Origin of the sequence: uncultured Mailhella sp. (genome assembly GCF_944324615.1) — a bacterium.
Classification (GTDB): domain Bacteria; phylum Desulfobacterota; class Desulfovibrionia; order Desulfovibrionales; family Desulfovibrionaceae; genus Mailhella.
On the sequence record NZ_CALUWY010000021.1, the window covers coordinates 31,782 to 48,557 of the forward strand.

The 16,776-nt window shown below is 60.8% G+C and carries 9 protein-coding genes and 1 tRNA gene; 9 read left to right on the forward strand and 1 reads right to left on the reverse strand.

From position 1 onward, the window contains the following. The first annotated feature begins 15 nt into the window (after positions 1–15). The 9 genes from Q0K07_RS06615 to Q0K07_RS06655 all read left to right on the forward strand — a co-directional run bounded on the left by Q0K07_RS06615 (position 16) and on the right by Q0K07_RS06655 (position 15,254). Positions 16–3,288 (forward strand): virulence factor SrfB, encoded by a 3,273-nt coding sequence (locus Q0K07_RS06615; RefSeq protein WP_294557896.1) that lies wholly within the window; start codon positions 16–18, stop codon positions 3,286–3,288. Between the two features lie 38 nt (positions 3,289–3,326). Further along, a complete protein-coding gene (locus tag Q0K07_RS06620) occupies positions 3,327–6,038 on the forward strand; it encodes a virulence factor SrfC family protein (RefSeq protein WP_294557897.1) in 2,712 nt (903 codons plus the stop codon). After that, a complete protein-coding gene (locus Q0K07_RS06625) occupies positions 6,035–7,402 on the forward strand; it encodes a hypothetical protein (protein WP_294557898.1) in 1,368 nt (455 codons plus the stop codon). Before Q0K07_RS06620 ends, Q0K07_RS06625 begins: the two co-directional genes overlap by 4 nt. 7 nt (positions 7,403–7,409) lie before the next feature. After that, entirely contained in the window at positions 7,410–9,398 is a 1,989-nt protein-coding gene (locus tag Q0K07_RS06630) for a vWA domain-containing protein (protein WP_294557899.1), read from the forward strand. Next, on the forward strand, positions 9,398–10,129 hold the full coding sequence (locus Q0K07_RS06635) for an ABC transporter ATP-binding protein (RefSeq protein ID WP_294557900.1): 732 nt from the start codon (positions 9,398–9,400) through the stop codon (positions 10,127–10,129). The genes Q0K07_RS06630 and Q0K07_RS06635 overlap by 1 nt, the downstream gene beginning before the upstream one ends. Then, on the forward strand, positions 10,130–11,359 hold the full coding sequence (locus Q0K07_RS06640; protein ID WP_294557901.1) for a hypothetical protein: 1,230 nt from the start codon (positions 10,130–10,132) through the stop codon (positions 11,357–11,359). It begins immediately after the preceding gene. A gap of 8 nt (positions 11,360–11,367) precedes the next feature. Beyond that, on the forward strand, positions 11,368–13,212 hold the full coding sequence (locus Q0K07_RS06645) for an SUMF1/EgtB/PvdO family nonheme iron enzyme (RefSeq protein ID WP_294557902.1): 1,845 nt from the start codon (positions 11,368–11,370) through the stop codon (positions 13,210–13,212). Positions 13,213–13,215: 3 nt separating this feature from the next. Next, a complete protein-coding gene (locus tag Q0K07_RS06650; RefSeq protein WP_294557903.1) occupies positions 13,216–13,722 on the forward strand; it encodes a DUF2569 family protein in 507 nt (168 codons plus the stop codon). Between the two features lie 992 nt (positions 13,723–14,714). Beyond that, positions 14,715–15,254 (forward strand): hypothetical protein, encoded by a 540-nt coding sequence (locus Q0K07_RS06655; RefSeq protein WP_294557904.1) that lies wholly within the window; start codon positions 14,715–14,717, stop codon positions 15,252–15,254. 739 nt (positions 15,255–15,993) lie between these two features. Here the strand turns inward: Q0K07_RS06655 and Q0K07_RS06660 are convergent. Beyond that, positions 15,994–16,069, reverse strand: a tRNA-Phe gene (locus Q0K07_RS06660). Positions 16,070–16,776: the final 707 nt, after the last annotated feature.

The following is a 16,776-nucleotide window of genomic DNA, read 5'->3' on the forward strand; positions in this document are numbered from 1 at the left end:
AGGGAGAACTCGATCATGCAGCAGATGCCGGAATATAAAGATACGGTGAGCCTCATTCCATATGGGCTTCCCCAGTTCCTTGATTTTGAAATACCGCCGGAAAAGGCGCGCAGGATCAAGAAAACCTTTGTGGAAAAGACCGTTCCCCTCAAGGAGGACGGTGAGGAGCAGAACAAGGAGACGCTTCAGCTTTGCGAGCTGTTTGAGGATCCTGAGGAAGGATACCTGCTCGACCCCGAAGGCAAGGGCGAATACCGCGATGAAGACTACTATGTGGTGCAGGCGGAGAAGAACTTCGGTCCGTGGATCGGGCAGTGGCTGCCCGTGCCTTTTCTGCGTGAATCCGGCGACTTTTACCGTGACGGCAAGCCGCGTTTCCGCTCCGGCCCCACGAACTGGGCGCGCGCCTATGTGACGCGGGTTCCCTCGGCGCAGGATCCGGAAATCTTCAACTGGCGCGTGGTGCTGGCCTTCGACATGCAGGTGGAGGAACCGATGAAGGGCAGGCACGCCGCCCTTTCTCCCGACGATGTGACGGCCCGCGCCGTGTGCTCCCTGGCCGATCAGGAAAGGGACAATTCCTGGTTCATCACGGAAGGCTGGGTGGACGGCTGGCTTCATTCTCTGTGGGATGAGTATTTCCTCGACAAGTCGCACAGGAACGAGCGTCCGCGCAGCATGGCCGAGCAGGAAAATCATCTGGACTACCTTGCCTCGTACCTTGTCTATCTTCAGTTCCTGCAGATGGTGATAGGGAATCTGAAGGTGCGCATCGTGAACCTTGCGGGCACGCAGGACACGGCTTCCGACGTGCAGTCCGAATGCATCGACGTGGATCTCATCCTCGATATCGGCAACTCCCGCAGTACCGGCCTTCTGGTGGAAAATCAGCTCAGCAAGACCACGGACCTCAACGACAGTTACCGCCTGCAGCTGCGCGACCTGAGCCGCCCGGAAGAATTCTATGCCGAGCCCTTCGAGACCCGTGTGGAATTTTCCAAGGTGGAATTCGGCTCCACCACCTACAGCCGTCGTTCCGGCCGCAGGACCAACGCCTTCACCTGGGTGTCTCCCGTGCGTACCGGGCCTGAGGCGAGCCGCCTTGCGGGCATGGCCTCCAATGCCGAAGGCACGTCGGGCATGACGAGCCCCAAGCGCTACCTGTGGGATCAGGAGGAGGCGAGCAACCTGTGGTATTTCAACAGGACCAACGCCGACGACAGGGAGGAGCTCATTTCCTCTCATCCCATCTGCCGTTATCTCAACAACGTGGGCACGCCGGTGGGCTGCGTGCGTGAGCTGAACCCCACGGGCGATGCTCCGGCGGACAAGAGCTATCTCACCAAGCTGTTCGACGCCACGCTGCCGGGCTGCCGCAATCAGGATGCGCTGCCCGCCAACCAGCCGCGCTTCTCCCGTTCGTCCATGATGATGTTCCTGTTCATGGAACTCATCCAGCAGGCGCTTGTGACCATCAACTCCCCGGCGCAGCGCTACCGCCGTCAGTATCCCGACAGGCCGCGTCGCCTGCGCAGCGTCATCTTCACCGTGCCCCCGGGCATGCCCTTTGCCGAACAGCGCATCTACCGCCGCTGGGCGTATGCCGCCGTCAACATCCTGTGGGAGGCCCTGGGCTGGAAGAAGATATTCTTTGCCGAACCGCCTTCGGGCAAGGGCGGACGCAGGCGCGCTCCGGAAGGCGGAACGCAGGATTTCCGCATGAATCCCGAAATCCGCTGCCGCTGGGACGAGGCGACGTGCACGCAGCTTGTGTATCTCTACAACGAGATCAACCGCAACTATCAGGGCGACGCCCATCTGTTCTTTGAAATCATGGGCAGGCTCCGCACCGTGCCGAAGGAAACCATGCCGTCGCAGACGGAAACCAGGCCCACGCTGCGCGTGGCCACCATCGACATGGGCGGCGGCACCACCGACCTTTCGGTGACCACCTATGTGCTTGCCAACGACAAATCCTCCACCAACCGCATCTGGCCTAAGCAGGAAATGCGCGACGGCTTCAACTTCGGCGGCGACGATGTGCTCAAGACCATTGTTTCCGGCATCGTGTGCAAGGCCTTTGTCGATACGCTGGTGAAGCACGGGGTGCGCAACAGCGACGCCGACTCCGTGGTGAGGGATGTGTTCGGCAAGAAGAGCGAGAACATCCGCATCCAGAATCTGCGCGTCCAGTTCCTGCGGCAGGTGGCCATGCCCATCGCCTACGAGATTCTGGCGCGCTATGAGAAGAAGGATCTGCGCGATGTCACCAGCGAGATCAATGTTTCCGTGCGCGATCTTTTCCGCGGCGGGGAGGATGTCACAAACTCCGCACGCGCGGAGCAGCCTCAGGACGCGGTGGTGGACTTCTTCAACGACACCCTGCGGGAGCGCTGCGGCGTTGCCGTGAACGTGATGGACATGGAGATGCATATCCGCTGTTCCGAGGTGGACAAGGTGGTGGGCAGCAGCGTGAGTTCCGTCATCAGCGGCATGGGCGAGGTCGTCAACGCCTACGGCTGCGACGTGCTCCTGCTCACCGGCCGTCCCTCCCGCTGGAATGCCGTGGTGCGTCAGGTGTTCTCCCAGCTTTCCGTGGCTCCGGATCGCGTGGTGCCCATGCATACCTACCGCGTGGGTCCGTGGTACCGCTTTGCCGACAATACGGGCAGGATCACCGACCCCAAGACCACCGTGGTCATGGGCGCCATCCTCTGCGCCCTGGCGGAAAACAGCATCGAAGGCTTCGTGTTCGATTCCAGCCGCCTGGAACTCAAGAGCACGGCGCGCTACATAGGCGAGCTCGATGTGGAAGGTTCCCTGTCCCGGGAAAAGGTCTGGTTCCCCAACATGAACCCCGACAAGGCGAAGGGCGAGGATACCTATACGAAGATCGTGGAATTCAGCGCGCCCATCACCATAGGCTTCCGGCAGCTCGAAGTGCCCCGCTGGACGGCCACGCGCTGCTGGCGCATGGAATTCTCCGACGAGGAATCCCGCCGCAACGCCCAGGGCCATACGCCCTATGAGGTGAAGGTGCACTTCGTCATGCCCGAACAGGATGAGGGCATCGACGACATTCCCGAAAGCGGCAGAGACATCAAGGCCAGACTGGATGAACCGCAGATCGATTATCAGGACTTCGACGCCGTGCAGGAACGCCGGATGAGCGACGGGCAGATGGAGCTTGTGCGTGTTCCCGGCAAGCCCGTGCGCATTCTTCTCCGTACCCTCGGCAAGAAGGATGAGGAAGGCTGCTGGATGGATACCGCCATTCTGTTCTCCTGATGCGCCCTCACGGAAAAGAAGAGAAAAGGAAGCCTTTTATGGAAAAGGATACGATTATAGCTGATGCCAGGCGCCTTACCGCCGCCGCCGAACAGGCGCAGGAGTGGATACGGCGCAATGAAGACAGGGTACGCGCCTGCGGTAAATCCAGAGAAGAAGTGCTTGTCAAGCTGCGTCGTCAGGCGCGCCTGTTCCGCAAGCTCGGCAGGGCGGCGGAACGCAAGATGTGCGCCGGCGTGTTCGGCCCGAGCCAGGCGGGCAAGTCCTACCTGCTTTCCTCCCTCGCGCGCGACGAGAACAAGGAAGTGCGCTGCGATTTCGACGGCAGGCAGTATGACTTTCTCAAGGATCTGAACCCCGGCGGTGCCAAGGAATCCACGGGTCTTGTCACCCGCTTCACCATGACGCCCCCGGCGAACATTCCTTCCGGCTATCCGGTGCATGTGCGCCTGCTGTCGGAAACGGAACTGGTCAAGATCTTCGCCAACACCTACTTCTGCGACTGCGACCACAAGGAAAAGGTGGACAAGACCGCCATACAGACCGCCGTGGCCGCGCTGAAGGGCCGCACCGGGAGCGGGAACGCGCACATCACGCTGGATGTCATGGAAGATCTGCGCGAATACGTCACCAATTCCTTCGGCGGGCTGAGCCGCGCCGCCGCGCTGGATGAGGTGTACTGGCACGACGCCATCGAAATGGCGCCGCGCCTGTCGCTGGACGACCGCGCGAGACTCTTCGGCATCATCTGGGACGGCATACCGGAATTCAACGACATGTTCCTCGCCCTGGCCACGGATCTGGCCAGACTCGGCAACGCCGAGGAGGCCTTCTGCGCCATGGATGCCCTCGTGCCCCGCGAAGCGAGCATCATCGACGTGGAAACGCTGGGCCGCACCGACTTTTCGCAGTGCCATGTGCGCGGCGAGATCCATGTGCGCGGCGAGATAGAGATGTGCACGGCCGACGGCAGAAGGGCCTCCATTCTGCGCAAGAACGCCACGGCCATCATCGCCGAGCTTACCCTCGTCATGACGCACAAGCCTGCGGACTACTTCGACCATACCGACCTTCTGGACTTCCCCGGCTACAAGGCCCGTCTGGAATGTTCGGACATCCGCGACTACCTGACCAAGGGCAAGGAAGACAGCGCGGTGGAACAGTTCTTCCGCCGCGGCAAGGTGGCCTATCTCTTCCAGCGCTACAACGCGGAACGGGAACTGACCAGCCTGCTGCTGTGCGTGGCCACTTCCGACAACACGCCCGGCCTGCCCGGCGCGGTGGAGGAATGGATCATGGCCACCCACGGCAAGACGCCGGAAGACCGCCTGCACGCCAAGACCGCGCTTTTCTACATCCTCACCAAGTCGGATCATCACTTCGAGGAAAAAAGCGGCGCGAGGTCTGAAACCCGCTGGGACGACGTGCTGAAGGGCATGTTTCTCGGGCATTTCTCGGGCGCGTACAGCCAGAACACCCGCTGGGTGGAGGAATGGACGCCCAACCAGCCCTTCAACAATCTGTTCATGCTGCGTAACGTGAACATACGCTGGTCGAGCATGATGGATTACAGCTCCGACAACGCAGGCTGGAAGGAAACCGGCGTGCGGCCCAGCATGGAAGCCTACAGGGACGAGCTTCGCAAGGCCTTTCTGGAGTCGCATCTGGTGCGGAAGCACTTCCGTTCTCCGGAAACGGCCTTCGACGAGGTGATGAAGCTCAACGACGGCGGCATCGAGCACATCAAGCGCTGCCTGCAGCCTCTGTGCGACCCGAACCTGAAGCTCAACCAGATTGCAGGCTCCCTGTACACGGCGCGTCAGACGCTGCTTGCCACCCTGGCTCCCTTCTACCATTCCGGCAATCAGGAAGAAGAGCTGAAGAAGAAGATGCAGCTCTTCCAGAGCTTCGGCAAGTTGTTCCTCAACCCCAACTTCCAGGAACGCTTCCCCGAACTGCTGAACCGCTTCTCCATTTCTCCGGAACAGCTCTTCTACCTGTTCGGCGAGGCGGAACGCCGCTGCGACGAATACCGGGAATCGACGTTCACCCTTCCTCAGGAGGAAGAACCCGCCCCCGAAAGCGGAGATATGGAGGATATCGACGTCCTTGCCCTGCTGGACGACAATCCTCCCGCCGCCTCCACCGCCAGCGGTTCTGCCGCCGCCGTTCCGGCGGACAAGGACGAGCTGTACTTCTATGCCGAGCGCATCATCGAGGCATGGAGTTCGCGCATGCGCGATCTGGCGGATACGGCGGAGTGCACGGGCTACTACATGTTCCCCAAGACCACCTTCCTCGCCATGCTCGATGAATTCGACGTGGCCGTGAACCGGCTGGAGATACAGAACAAGCTGGAGAGCAAGTTCCGGGAAATCGCCATGCCCGTGGACGTGTCGCGGGACAGCAAGATACGCAAGCAGGCGAGCTACGCCATAGGCGTGCTCAACGATTTCGTGAGCTGGATGGGCAAGAATCCCGCGGATATGCCCGAATCCCAGCGCGTGGTGAACTACCGGGGCCAGAGCGTTACGGTGTTCAGGGATGCGCCCGTCGTGGTCGATTATCCGGTGCTGCCGGAAGTGGCGAAGTCCCAGGCCAAGCAGTGGTACAAGGACTGGCTGACGACGTTTTACGGCATGCTGGTGGACAACGTGACCTCTTCCGACGGCATCAAGATCAATCTTGAGGAAAACACCCTGCTCGGCAACATCATCAAACAGATTAACGGGGAACAGGCAAGCGCATGAGAGCGGAATTTGATCAGAACGACCTGGATCCGGGCTATGCCCGTGTGACGTTGACGCGTGAGGACTCCGACACGGGCTTCTACGAAGACGGGGACGGCATCGCCATAGGAAAGTATACCGGCAACACCTGCGAATACCTCTGCGCCGCAGGCGACGGCAGGTGGGGCGGCAGCCCCGAAAGCCTGAAGCTGGAAAAACCGCCCGTGGTGGAAGAGGGCAGTGTGTCCTTCGAGCTGCGGCCCGCCTATGTGGACAGCCTGGAGGGCGGCACCTATGAGGTGCGCCTTGTGGATGCCGCGGGGCAGGTGAAGGCCGAGGCCGTCATGCCCGCCTACGACATCGCCTGGTCGGGTCTGGAACACACCGGTACCCTGCGGGATTACCGGGAAGTGGAGGCGGAAGAGGCGAAGAAGGCCGCTGAGGAAGCCGCGAAGAAGGCTGCGGAAGAAGCGGCAAGGAAGGCCGCGGAAGAAGCGGCCAGGGCCGAGGCCGAGAGAAAGGCTGCGGAAGAAGCCGCTCAGGCCGACGGAGCGAAGGCCTCCGCGCTTGCCGCCAGCATTGAGGCGGAAAGTCTGGCCGCCGAAGAGGCGGCCAAGGCCGAAGCGGAAAAGGCCGCGGCGGCATCGGCCGACGCAATGAACATTCCGCCCCTTGAGGCCGGTACCGGGGAAAAGAAGTCCGGCAAGGGCCTGATCATCGCCGCCGCCGTGGTGGTGGCCCTGCTGGCCGGGGGCGGAGCATACTTCATGATGAGCGGCACGGGCGCCGATCAGGCCGCCGAACAGCAGCAGGCCGAACAGGCCGCCAGGGCCGAAGCCGAAAAGAAGGCTGCGGAAGAGGCGGCCAGGGCCGAAGAGGAAAAGAAGGCCGCGGAGGAAGCGGCAAAGGCCGAAGCGGAAAAGAAGGCCGCGGAGGAAGCGGCAAAGGCCGAGGCGGAAAAGAAGGCGGCGGAAGAAGCGGCGAAGGCCGAGGCTGCGAAGAAGGCCGCCGAGGAAGCGGCGATGCGTGCCGACGCCAAGGGCCGCGTGGCCTCCTTCTTTGCAGGCGAACGCACGCCCGAATCGGCCATGAAGCTTGCGGGCGAACTGGACGCCGATACCGTGGAGCAGCAGGACGCCCTGTTCCGCCTGTATTATTATGCCGCATCGGCCGACAACCCCGAAGGGGCGCAGCGTTATGCCGAATGCGTGGATCCTTCGCGTCCTGCCTGGGGAACCATCGGGAAGGACGGCGCGGAAGCCTGGTATTACTACGGCAAGTCTCCCGAAGGGGAAAGCGCGCGTGCCGCACTCCGTCAGTGGGCGGAACAGGCCGCGCAGAAGGGCGACGCTCAGGCCGCGGCATGGCTGCGGGAAATGAAGTAGGTGGGTTATGAACCATCGCATAGCAGCATCGTTTTTATGTGTGCTTTCCCTGCTTGTCGCGGTTCCGGCCATGGCCGAGCAGCCGCTCACGCAGGAAGGAAAGACGACGGTTTTCCAGCGTGTGGTGTCGCACCCCGGGGCGAAGCTCTACAGCGACGCTTCGGCCGCGCAGGTGGTGGGTTCTCCCCGCACGTTCACCTCGTTTTATGTGTACGCCCGGCAGAACGACATGCTGCGCGTGGGCGTGTCCTCCACCAAAGCCGACGGCTGGCTCAGGCTGGCGGATTCCACGGAATGGCCGCAGGCCATCACCATGGTGTTCACCGATCAGATGGGGCGTCAGCCCGTGCTGTTCTTCCGAAGCCATGAGGCCGTTCAGGAAGTCTGCACGGCCGAGAGCATCAAGGACACGGTGGCGCAGTATGTGGAGCTGTTCAACACTCCGGGGGCCAGAAAGCCCGCGGATCTGCCCGTCATAGCCACGGAACCCATGGAAAAGGACGGTCAGGTCTCGCAGAAGAACTTCTATCTTCTGCCTGTGCTGGACATCGACACGCAGTTCAACGACAGCGGCACGCAGCTTCTGCATGTGGCCTGCATCGATCCCGGCGTGCCGGGAGAGGAAAAGAAGGCCGACGCGCAGCAGGAGCAGAAGTCCGACGGCATGACCACGGGCATCGTGTTCGTCATCGACACCACCAAGTCCATGAAGCCCTATATCGACCAGACGCGCGAAATCATCCGCACCGTGTACGACAGGCTTCAGAAGTCTCCCGCAAAGGACAATGTCGCCATCGCCGTGGTGGCCTTCCGCAGCAATGTGGAAAAGCGCCCGGCCACGGAATACAACACCCGCATCGTGAGCGACTTTGCCACCGTGGCGGAACGCGACGTGCTGGAGAATCTGCTTCAGCAGGTGGAGGAATGCACCGCTTCCACCCATGACTTCAACGAGGACTCCCTCGCCGGCGTGAAGGAAGCCGTGGACGCCCTGAGCTGGGACAAGGTGGACGCAAGGACCATGCTGCTCATCACGGACGCCGGTCCCCTGGCGGGCAGCGATCCCACGTCGAATACCGGCATGAGTCCGGAAGGCATGGCGGACTACCTGCGCACGAACAAGATATTCCTCACGGCCGTGCATGTGAAAACCCCTGCCGGCAGGAAGAATCACGCCTACGCGGAAAAGTGCTACCGGGAACTGTCGATACTGAGCAACAACCGTTCAAGCTACATTCCCATCAACGCCCCCACGCCCGCCGAGGGCGCCAAGGCCTTCAACGCCGTGGGCAGGCTCATTGCCGACACCTACTGCGCCATTGCGGAAAAGCAGCTCAAGGGCGGCGCCATGCAGAAGCCGAAGACGCAGGAGCTTTCCGCAGAGCTTTCTGCCGAGGAAATGGCGCGCCGCACGGCGGAAACCATAGGTTACGCCATGCAGCTGCAGTTTGTGGGCGATCACAAGGGAACGCGCGCTCCGCAGGTGGTCAGCGCCTGGATAGCCGACGCCGACCTCACCGCGCTGGAGGAGAACCCCAACGCCGCGCCCGTGCCCGTGGTGTATCCTGCGGTGCTTCTGACCAAGCTTCAGCTCAGCCAGCTCCGCAAGCAGCTCAAGCTCATCATCACCACGGCCGAAGAGGCCTTCCTGCAGGACAGCGAGCAGTTCAACTTCTACGAACAGCTCATGTCCGCCGCCGCTCAGATGAGCCGCGATCCTTCCAGCTTCAACAAGGACCCCGGCGCCAACCTGGCGCAGAAGGGCGTGCTGCTTGAGGTGCTGGACGGCCTGCCCTACAAGAGCGAAGTGCTCCGCCTCCGTCAGCAGGACTGGCTGGACATGAGCACCGGCGAAAGGCAGAAGTTCATCAGCCGCCTGAAGGGGCTGGTGCGTCGTTATGAAGAATACGACCGCGACAACACCCACTGGGAGGGCTTCGGCTCCACCAACAGCAATGAATGGGTGTATCGTGTTCCCCTCAACATGCTTCCCTGATGATAACGAAGCTTGAAAACGTCATGAAGCAGCGCGACATGGGGGCGGGCTACCGCCTCCATGTCCGAAGCTTCTCGGTACAGGAAGGGGAGCGCATCGCCATTACCGGGCCGAGCGGATGCGGCAAGAGCACCACGCTCGACATTCTGGGCATGGTGCTGCGTCCCGACGGCGCGGAGCGCTTTGTCTTCTGTACGGGGGAAAAGGAAGTGGACGTGGCCGGTCTCTGGGAGCAGTCCCGGACGGAGCTGCTCACGGATCTGAGGCGCGTGCACATGGGCTATGTCCTGCAGACGGGCGGTCTTTTTCCCTTCCTCACGGTGGAGGAGAACATTGCGCTCACGGCGCACGCCTCCGGCACGGACAATGCCGCGGCCCGCGCCTGGGCCGCGGAACTCATGGACAGGCTGGAAATCACGCGCCTTCGCAGGGCCTGGCCCGATACGCTTTCCATAGGGGAAAGGCAGCGCGTGGCCATAGCGCGGGCGCTTGCTCCCCGGCCGCGCCTGCTGCTGGCCGACGAACCCACGGCCGCCCTTGACCCCGGGCTTTCGCGCAAGGTCATGAAGCTGTTTCTCGACGTGGTGCGCGAGTGCAGCGCCTCCGTGGTCATGGTTTCGCACGATGTGTCTCTCGTGCACGAATTCGCCTTCAGGGAAGTGCCCATCGTGGTGCGCAGTGAGGGGGATCATTTAAGCGCCGTTCTGGATGAGCGGGGGGGAGAAGCGTAGATGTTCCATCTCTCCATGTTGTCGATGCGCCTTGCCCTGCGGGACTGGCTGCGGGAAAGCAATCTTTCCTTCTGCGGCGTGCTCGCCCTGGCCAGCATGCTTGCCCCGCTTCTGGTGCTGCACGGGGTGCACATGGGGGTGATCGAAAGGCTCCGCGAGAACCTTATGAGCGATCCTGCCGTGCTGGTGCTCATTCCTGCCGGGGGCAGGGGCGCGGGCTTTGACGAGGCCTTCATCGGGAAGGCGGGCGCGCAGCCCGGATGCGTGTTCTGCATAGGGCGCACGCGCGACGTGGCTTCCGAAATACAGCTTGTGGCCGGGGAAGGCGTGCGCCGTACCGTCACGCTGGAGGCTAGCGCTCCCGGCGATCCCGTCCTTTCCCGCCACGGCATAGCCGCGCCCTGTTCCTCGCCGGACAACTTTGAAATCGTGCTTGCCGCCACGGCTGCGGAAAAGCTCAAGGTCGCTGCGGGGGACGAAGTGTCCGCCTCCCTGGGGCGCAGGCTGTCTTCGGGGAAATTCCAGCAGAAGAAACTGACCTTCACGGTGAAGGGCGTGCTTCCGCCCGAGGCCACGGGCATGGACACGGGCTTTGTGGACATGAACACCCTGACGGCCATACAGGATTTCCGCGACGGCGTGACGTCGGAACTTCTGCGCTTCGAGGGGGATTTTCCTCCGGCCAAAGTCCGGCATTTCGAGTCGTTCCGCGCCTATGCGGCCTCACTGGACGATGTGGAGAAGCTTGAACAGTGGTTCGTTTCCCAGGATGTTCCGGTCAAGACCCGTTCCCGCGACATTGCCAACATCAAGAACATCGATTCCACCCTCTCTTCGGTCATCATGCTCATTGCGCTCAGCACCTGCGCCGGTTTCTTCGCCTTCATGGCCAGCACCGCACAGGCCGCCGTGCGCCGCAAGTGGAAGCTCATGGGCATGCTGCGCCTCATAGGCTTCACGCGCTCCTCGCTGCTGGTCTATCCCGTGGTGCAGGCTCTTGCAACGGGCGGAACCGGCTGCCTTCTGGCCTTCGGCTTTTACGGGCTTGTGGCCTTTGCCATTGATATGATGTTTTCCGACAGAACGGGCGGCGAGGCCATCTGCACCGTGTCCGCCGCCTTCCTCTGTCTGACGTTTCTCTGCGTCCAGGCGCTTTCCGTCCTTGCGTCACTGCGTGCCGCGATACGGGCCTCCGCCATTGAACCTTCAGCCGTTATCAGAGAACTGTAGAGGTAACCATGCTGAAACAGACCGTTGTGCTTTCTCTTCTGGCGGGCCTTCTTCTTCTGCCCTGTACGGGCGAGGCCGCGCTCAAACCGGCCAGGAAGACGACTGCCGCAGCACTCAGCCCCGCCGACTGCTGCAATCCCCGTCCCGCTTCCGACGATATCGAACTGCCCATGCCCTGCGGCATGACCATGGTGCTGCGCCCCGTGGCCATTCCTGTGAGCGGCTTTCTGGGGGACAAGCAGTTTCCCATGGGCCTGAGCTCCACCGAGGAGGGCCGGAGCCTGTATGAAAAGCAGATGGCCGCCCACATCAGCGCGCCCTTCCGGCAGGAGAATCTGCCCGCAGCCTGGAGCGGAAAGCTCCCCGCCGATGAAAAGGACGCCTACTGCTATTACTTCATAGGCAAATATGAAATCACTCGGGCGCAGTGGGCCGCCGTCATGGAGGGCAAGGAAGTCACCGAAGGCGGAAACCTCCCCGTGAGCGACATCTCCTGGTACGATCTTCAGGAATTCTTCCGTAAATACAACGAGTGGCTGCTTTCCTCCCACGTCGACGCCGTGCCCCGCATCGACAATGTTCCGGCCTTCCTCCGCCTTCCCACGGAAGCGGAATGGGAATTTGCCGCACGCGGAGGCAACCTTCCGCCCGAGGTGCAGGTGGACAATGACTTTGTGCTCGACGAGGGCCGCGTGGTGGAAGATTACGCCATCTTCGGTTCCCGTTACGATGCGCCCATGCCCGTAGGCTCCCGCATGGCCAACACTCTCGGCGTGTACGACATGGCCGGCAACGTGGCGGAATTCGTGCAGGGGGGCTTCCGCTTCACCATTTCCGATACCGTGGCGGGCGGCGGTCATGTCCGGCGTCTGCACGGCGCGGAAGGCGGCCTGCTGGTCAAGGGCGGCAGCTTCCTGGCCACGGATGAAAAAGACGTGTATCCGGGCAAGCGCGTGGAAGTGCAGATGTTCCAGAAGCAGGCCGACGGCTCGTTCCTGCCCTACAGCACCCGTTCTCTGGGGGCCCGGGTGGTGCTTGCCTCCATCAACGTGCCGGGCATGAAGCGCGCCATGAGCATTCTCAAGGAAGAGGAACAGCTGAGCGGCGCCGTGGCTTCCGCTCCGGAGCCTTCTGCGCAGGTTGAGGAGCAGCCCGATGTGCAGGCTGCACCGGAAGCTCAGCAAGCCGCTCCCGAAAAGGACGCCGGCGCAAAGCCCGCTTCCAGGGACAGGCTTGTGTCCATTGATCTTTCCGGCGATCCCCTGCGGGAGCTGGAAAAAATCTACGGAGCCACGTCCTCGCCCTTTGTGAAGAGTAATCTCGATCAGTTCAGGGATCTTCTGAAGGACGTCAACGCCTCCCTCACGCGCGAAAGAGACGCCAACCTTCTCAGCTCCCTGCGTTCTGCGGTGTACAAGGCCGATTCTCTCTCCAACATCGCCTTCCGCTGCTATCAGCTGAATTATGTGCTCAAGGATGTGAAGAAGAAGATTCCCAATCTTCCGGCCGCCAAGGAAAAGCAGATGAAGGAGCAGATCCTTGAACATTACCGGAACCTGGAGATTTCCACCAACTTCTACCGCCTGAGCGTGAAGGAAATCGCGGAATATCCTCCGAAGGATGTGGCCAACAAGATCCTTCAGCTTCGCAAGGAATACGCGGGAGACGACAGGCTCAATACCAACTTCCGCAATAATCTCGAAGCGTTTGCCGAACATGTGGAATTCGCCAGAACGCAGGGAACGGCCCGGCTGACCAACAGCATGGTGTGGAAGAGAATCATGCCCGCCAAGGAAATGCTTTCTCTTCTGAACGAGCTGGAAAAGGAAATCCATAAAAAGAAGGGACGTTGATCCATGGCTGATCAGGGTACTGTGCTGACTCCCGGCCCCCGGGGCCTCGGCGGATGGCTTCTTCTGTATGTGGTGCTGGGCGCAATCAGCATTGTGGTGATGCTGGTCCAGCTGGTGCGGGATCTGCTCTTTGCCGCCGCGAATCCCGCGCTGCTTCCGGCGGAACTCTTCATCGTGGTGCTGAGCGTGGTCTGGTACGGACTGTACGCCCTGGCGCTGTACCACATTGTCCGGCTTCGTCCGGGGGCTGTGGCCAGAATCAAGAAAATCATCGTGGGCACGGTGCTGGTCAACGCCGTGCTCCCGTTCCTCTTTGCCATGATGCTGACCCTCACGGTCTCCGGCGCGCAGCTTATGCCCATCCTCAGAGCCGCCTATTCGGCAGAGACGCTGGGCAACCTTTTCGGCATGTGCGTCATGGCCGCCATCTGGTACCGCTATTTCTGCGTGTCCGAGCGCGTAAGAAATACCTGGCCTGAGGTGGGGGAGGGAGTGTCTTTTCACGCATAGCAGGCCGCAGGGCCGGACATGGCGGCGGAACGCCCGGAATCCGGCCCTGCGCCCTGAATACGCGCGGGCCTGCCCGGAGCGCCATGCCTGTACAGGCCGCGTGCCCTGCGAAAAAAAAGAGTCTGTGCCTTCCGGCGTTCTGGGGAAAAGCCGGAAGGAAAAATGCAAGTCCTGAGCCTGTCATGACACTCCTTTTACCGGTGGATGAAAGGAGTGGTCTGAGGGCTGTGCCCTGAACAGGTCAGATGCGGCCGCCATGGAAGCTCCGGCACATACGCAAGGGGCGATCCGCACCGTATCTGCCCCGGCTGTCGAACAGGTTCTTATGGAGAAAGGGGGGACAGAAGGGGAGACGGAAGCGGAAGAGACGGGCGCGGAAGGGCCGCGCCTGTCCACAGCCTGCTGCCGCCCGGCATGGGGCGTTCGTCGGGCCGGGAAAGGGAAGAGCCGTTCCGTACGTTCTGCATGGGGAAAATCCGGGGCCGTGATACGGCAGACATAAAGAAGACAGAGTTATCCGGAAATCGGGCATTCTTCTGCCGACGGCAAGGGGGAATCCGCACCGTATCTGCCCCGGTTGTCGAACAGATTCTTATGGAGAAAGGGGGGACAGAAGGGGAGACGGAAGCGGAAGAGACGGGCGCGGAAGGGCCGCGCACCTGTCCACAGCCTGCTGCCGCCCGGCATGGGGCGTTCGTCGGGCCGGGAAAGGGAAGAGCCGTTCTGTACGCTCTGCATGGGGGAAAATCCGGGGCCGTTCGATACGGCAGACACGAGAAGACAGAGAGGTCCGGAAATCGGGCATTCTTCTGCCGACGGCAAGGGCGATCCGCTGAAAAGCCGGGGCTCACCTTGCCGTGACGGCATACCATGCGACGTAAATATTTCTGAAAATAGATACATTCTGGAGGTGAAGAGGGTATTCATAAATAATATATTTCAGATACAGGATATAGCTTGTTTTATTTTTTATCTTTTTATGGAGAAATGGTATGAAGATTATCGGAAAGCTGTTTTTTCTGTGGATTATTTTCTCGGCATGTTTTTATTTCTTCTATATGGACGATGCGGAAGACGCTGCGCATAAAACCTCGCTGTTCGATGCCCTTGAAGTGGAAATGACTGTTTCCGGAGAAAACAGCAATGCTCCTGAACAGCGTGAAGTGATGTACGATAAGTTGAACGATTATGTGAAAGATAAATATGATATCGACCTTGAAGAAAGCATCATGGATGTCATTGAAGAAAAGGGATTTGAATACAGCACCAATGATATAAAACATGGAAACGGCATGGGTGAATATGTCGTTAATGTTAAAAATGATCAGGGAAAGAAGTTCAGTATTAAATTTATCTATGTCGATAAGAGTATGAAAAATGCCTCGGAAGCGCAGGTGGTGCTTACTGAGTTCGCTGGTGAGAAAATAAGTGCATATCCCTCTACCAATATCGCCTGTTTCGTTTATGGCGTGGATACGGATGTGTGCAGCTATATGGATAAGATCCATCCGTTCTACGGAAGAAATATGTAAGCGGCTTCTCCGACCTGCGGAGACAGAGAATCTGAGAAGAGGAACTTGTATCGGCACGGATTCTTTTCCGCCGGAAAACGGACGGAACAAGAGGTGCGGGCGCTGTCCATGACGCGTGGGCGCGGATGCTGCCTGCCATGCAGGAAAAGGCAGGCCGCAGAATCGGGAACCTCAAGGCTTGCGGCGACGAGGAAGGCCGGCTTGTTGTCGTCATGCGTTTTTCCTGAAGGAGAAGCCTGCCGCCATACAGCCTGATAACACCGTTACAGAGAGAAACCGGGTTCCTTTGCAGGGAAAAAGGCGGAGCATCCGATACCTGCAGAGGAACCCGGCGGTGCATGACCTGTAGACAGCGTGCCTGCGAAAAAGAGCCCGTGCCTTCCCGGCCGGGCTTTTTTGTCTGCTGAGTGGAGACGCCTCTCCGGCACAGCCTGTGCCGCCGGAGCCTGCGTTCTGCCGGACTTTTTCCGGAGGAGGGGGGCGCCTTCGACAAGCTGGGAGAACCGGCGTGGGAAGCAATGCCGGATGCCGTGCGCCGGGGCGGGAATGCGGCAGGGCCTGCATGTCCGCAGGCATGGCAGCAGCATTCCCTGTTACTGCCGGAAGAGTCGGGGCGGGATGTCTGACAGCGCTTCCCGCAGGATACGCAGAGGGAGCGCTGCACCAGGAACAGCAGGCGGAAGAGAAGCGCCGAAAACGCAAAAAGCCTGGAGAGATACATCCGGGCTTTAAAAAAATATGGTGCCGAGGGACAGAATCGAACTGCCCACACGGGGATTTTCAGTCCCCTGCTCTACCAACTGAGCTACCTCGGCACGACGAAGAGATTTGTATAGGAAGAGTCCGCCTTTGGCAAGAGGAAAAAAGGCCTTTTTCCTCTTTTTTTTCATTTTTCCGGTAAAAAGTTGCGCAAGTACGGTTCCGGAGCACGTTTTCCACCCCGCCGAGGAGCGTTTTTCCCTGTTCTGCTGCATCAGTGGCGTTCCGGGGGCCGTCATGGGCGGTGAGGTGGCGGGAAAGACCGGGTACGGCAAGCGTGCGCCCGGGCTCTGTATGGCGGGGAATGGCCGGGCAGGGCCGGATACTGCCGGGAGGTCGCCCATATCTGTTCCGATGGGGAAAAATGCCCGGAAGGGCCGGAGAAGGGCGTTTTTGCAGGCAGACGCGCTTGATTCACCCCGCCGAGGAGCGTTTTTCCCTGTTCTGCCGCATCGGTGGCGCTCCGGGGGCCGTCATAGGCGGGGGAGGGTGTGGGAAAGGCCGGGGACGGCAAGCGTGCGCCCGGGCTCTGTATGGCGGGGAATGTCCGGGAAGGCCGGATGCTGCCGGGAGTTTGCCCGTGTATCTGTTCCGATGGGGGAGAGATGCCGGAAGGGCCGGAGAAGGGCGTTTTTGCAGGCAGACGCGTTTGACCCACCCCGCCGAGGAGCGTTTTTCCCTGTTCTGCCGCATCAGTGGCGTTCCGGGGGCCGTCATAGGCGGGGGAGGGCACGCGACAGGACGCGAGCGGCAAGCGTGCGCC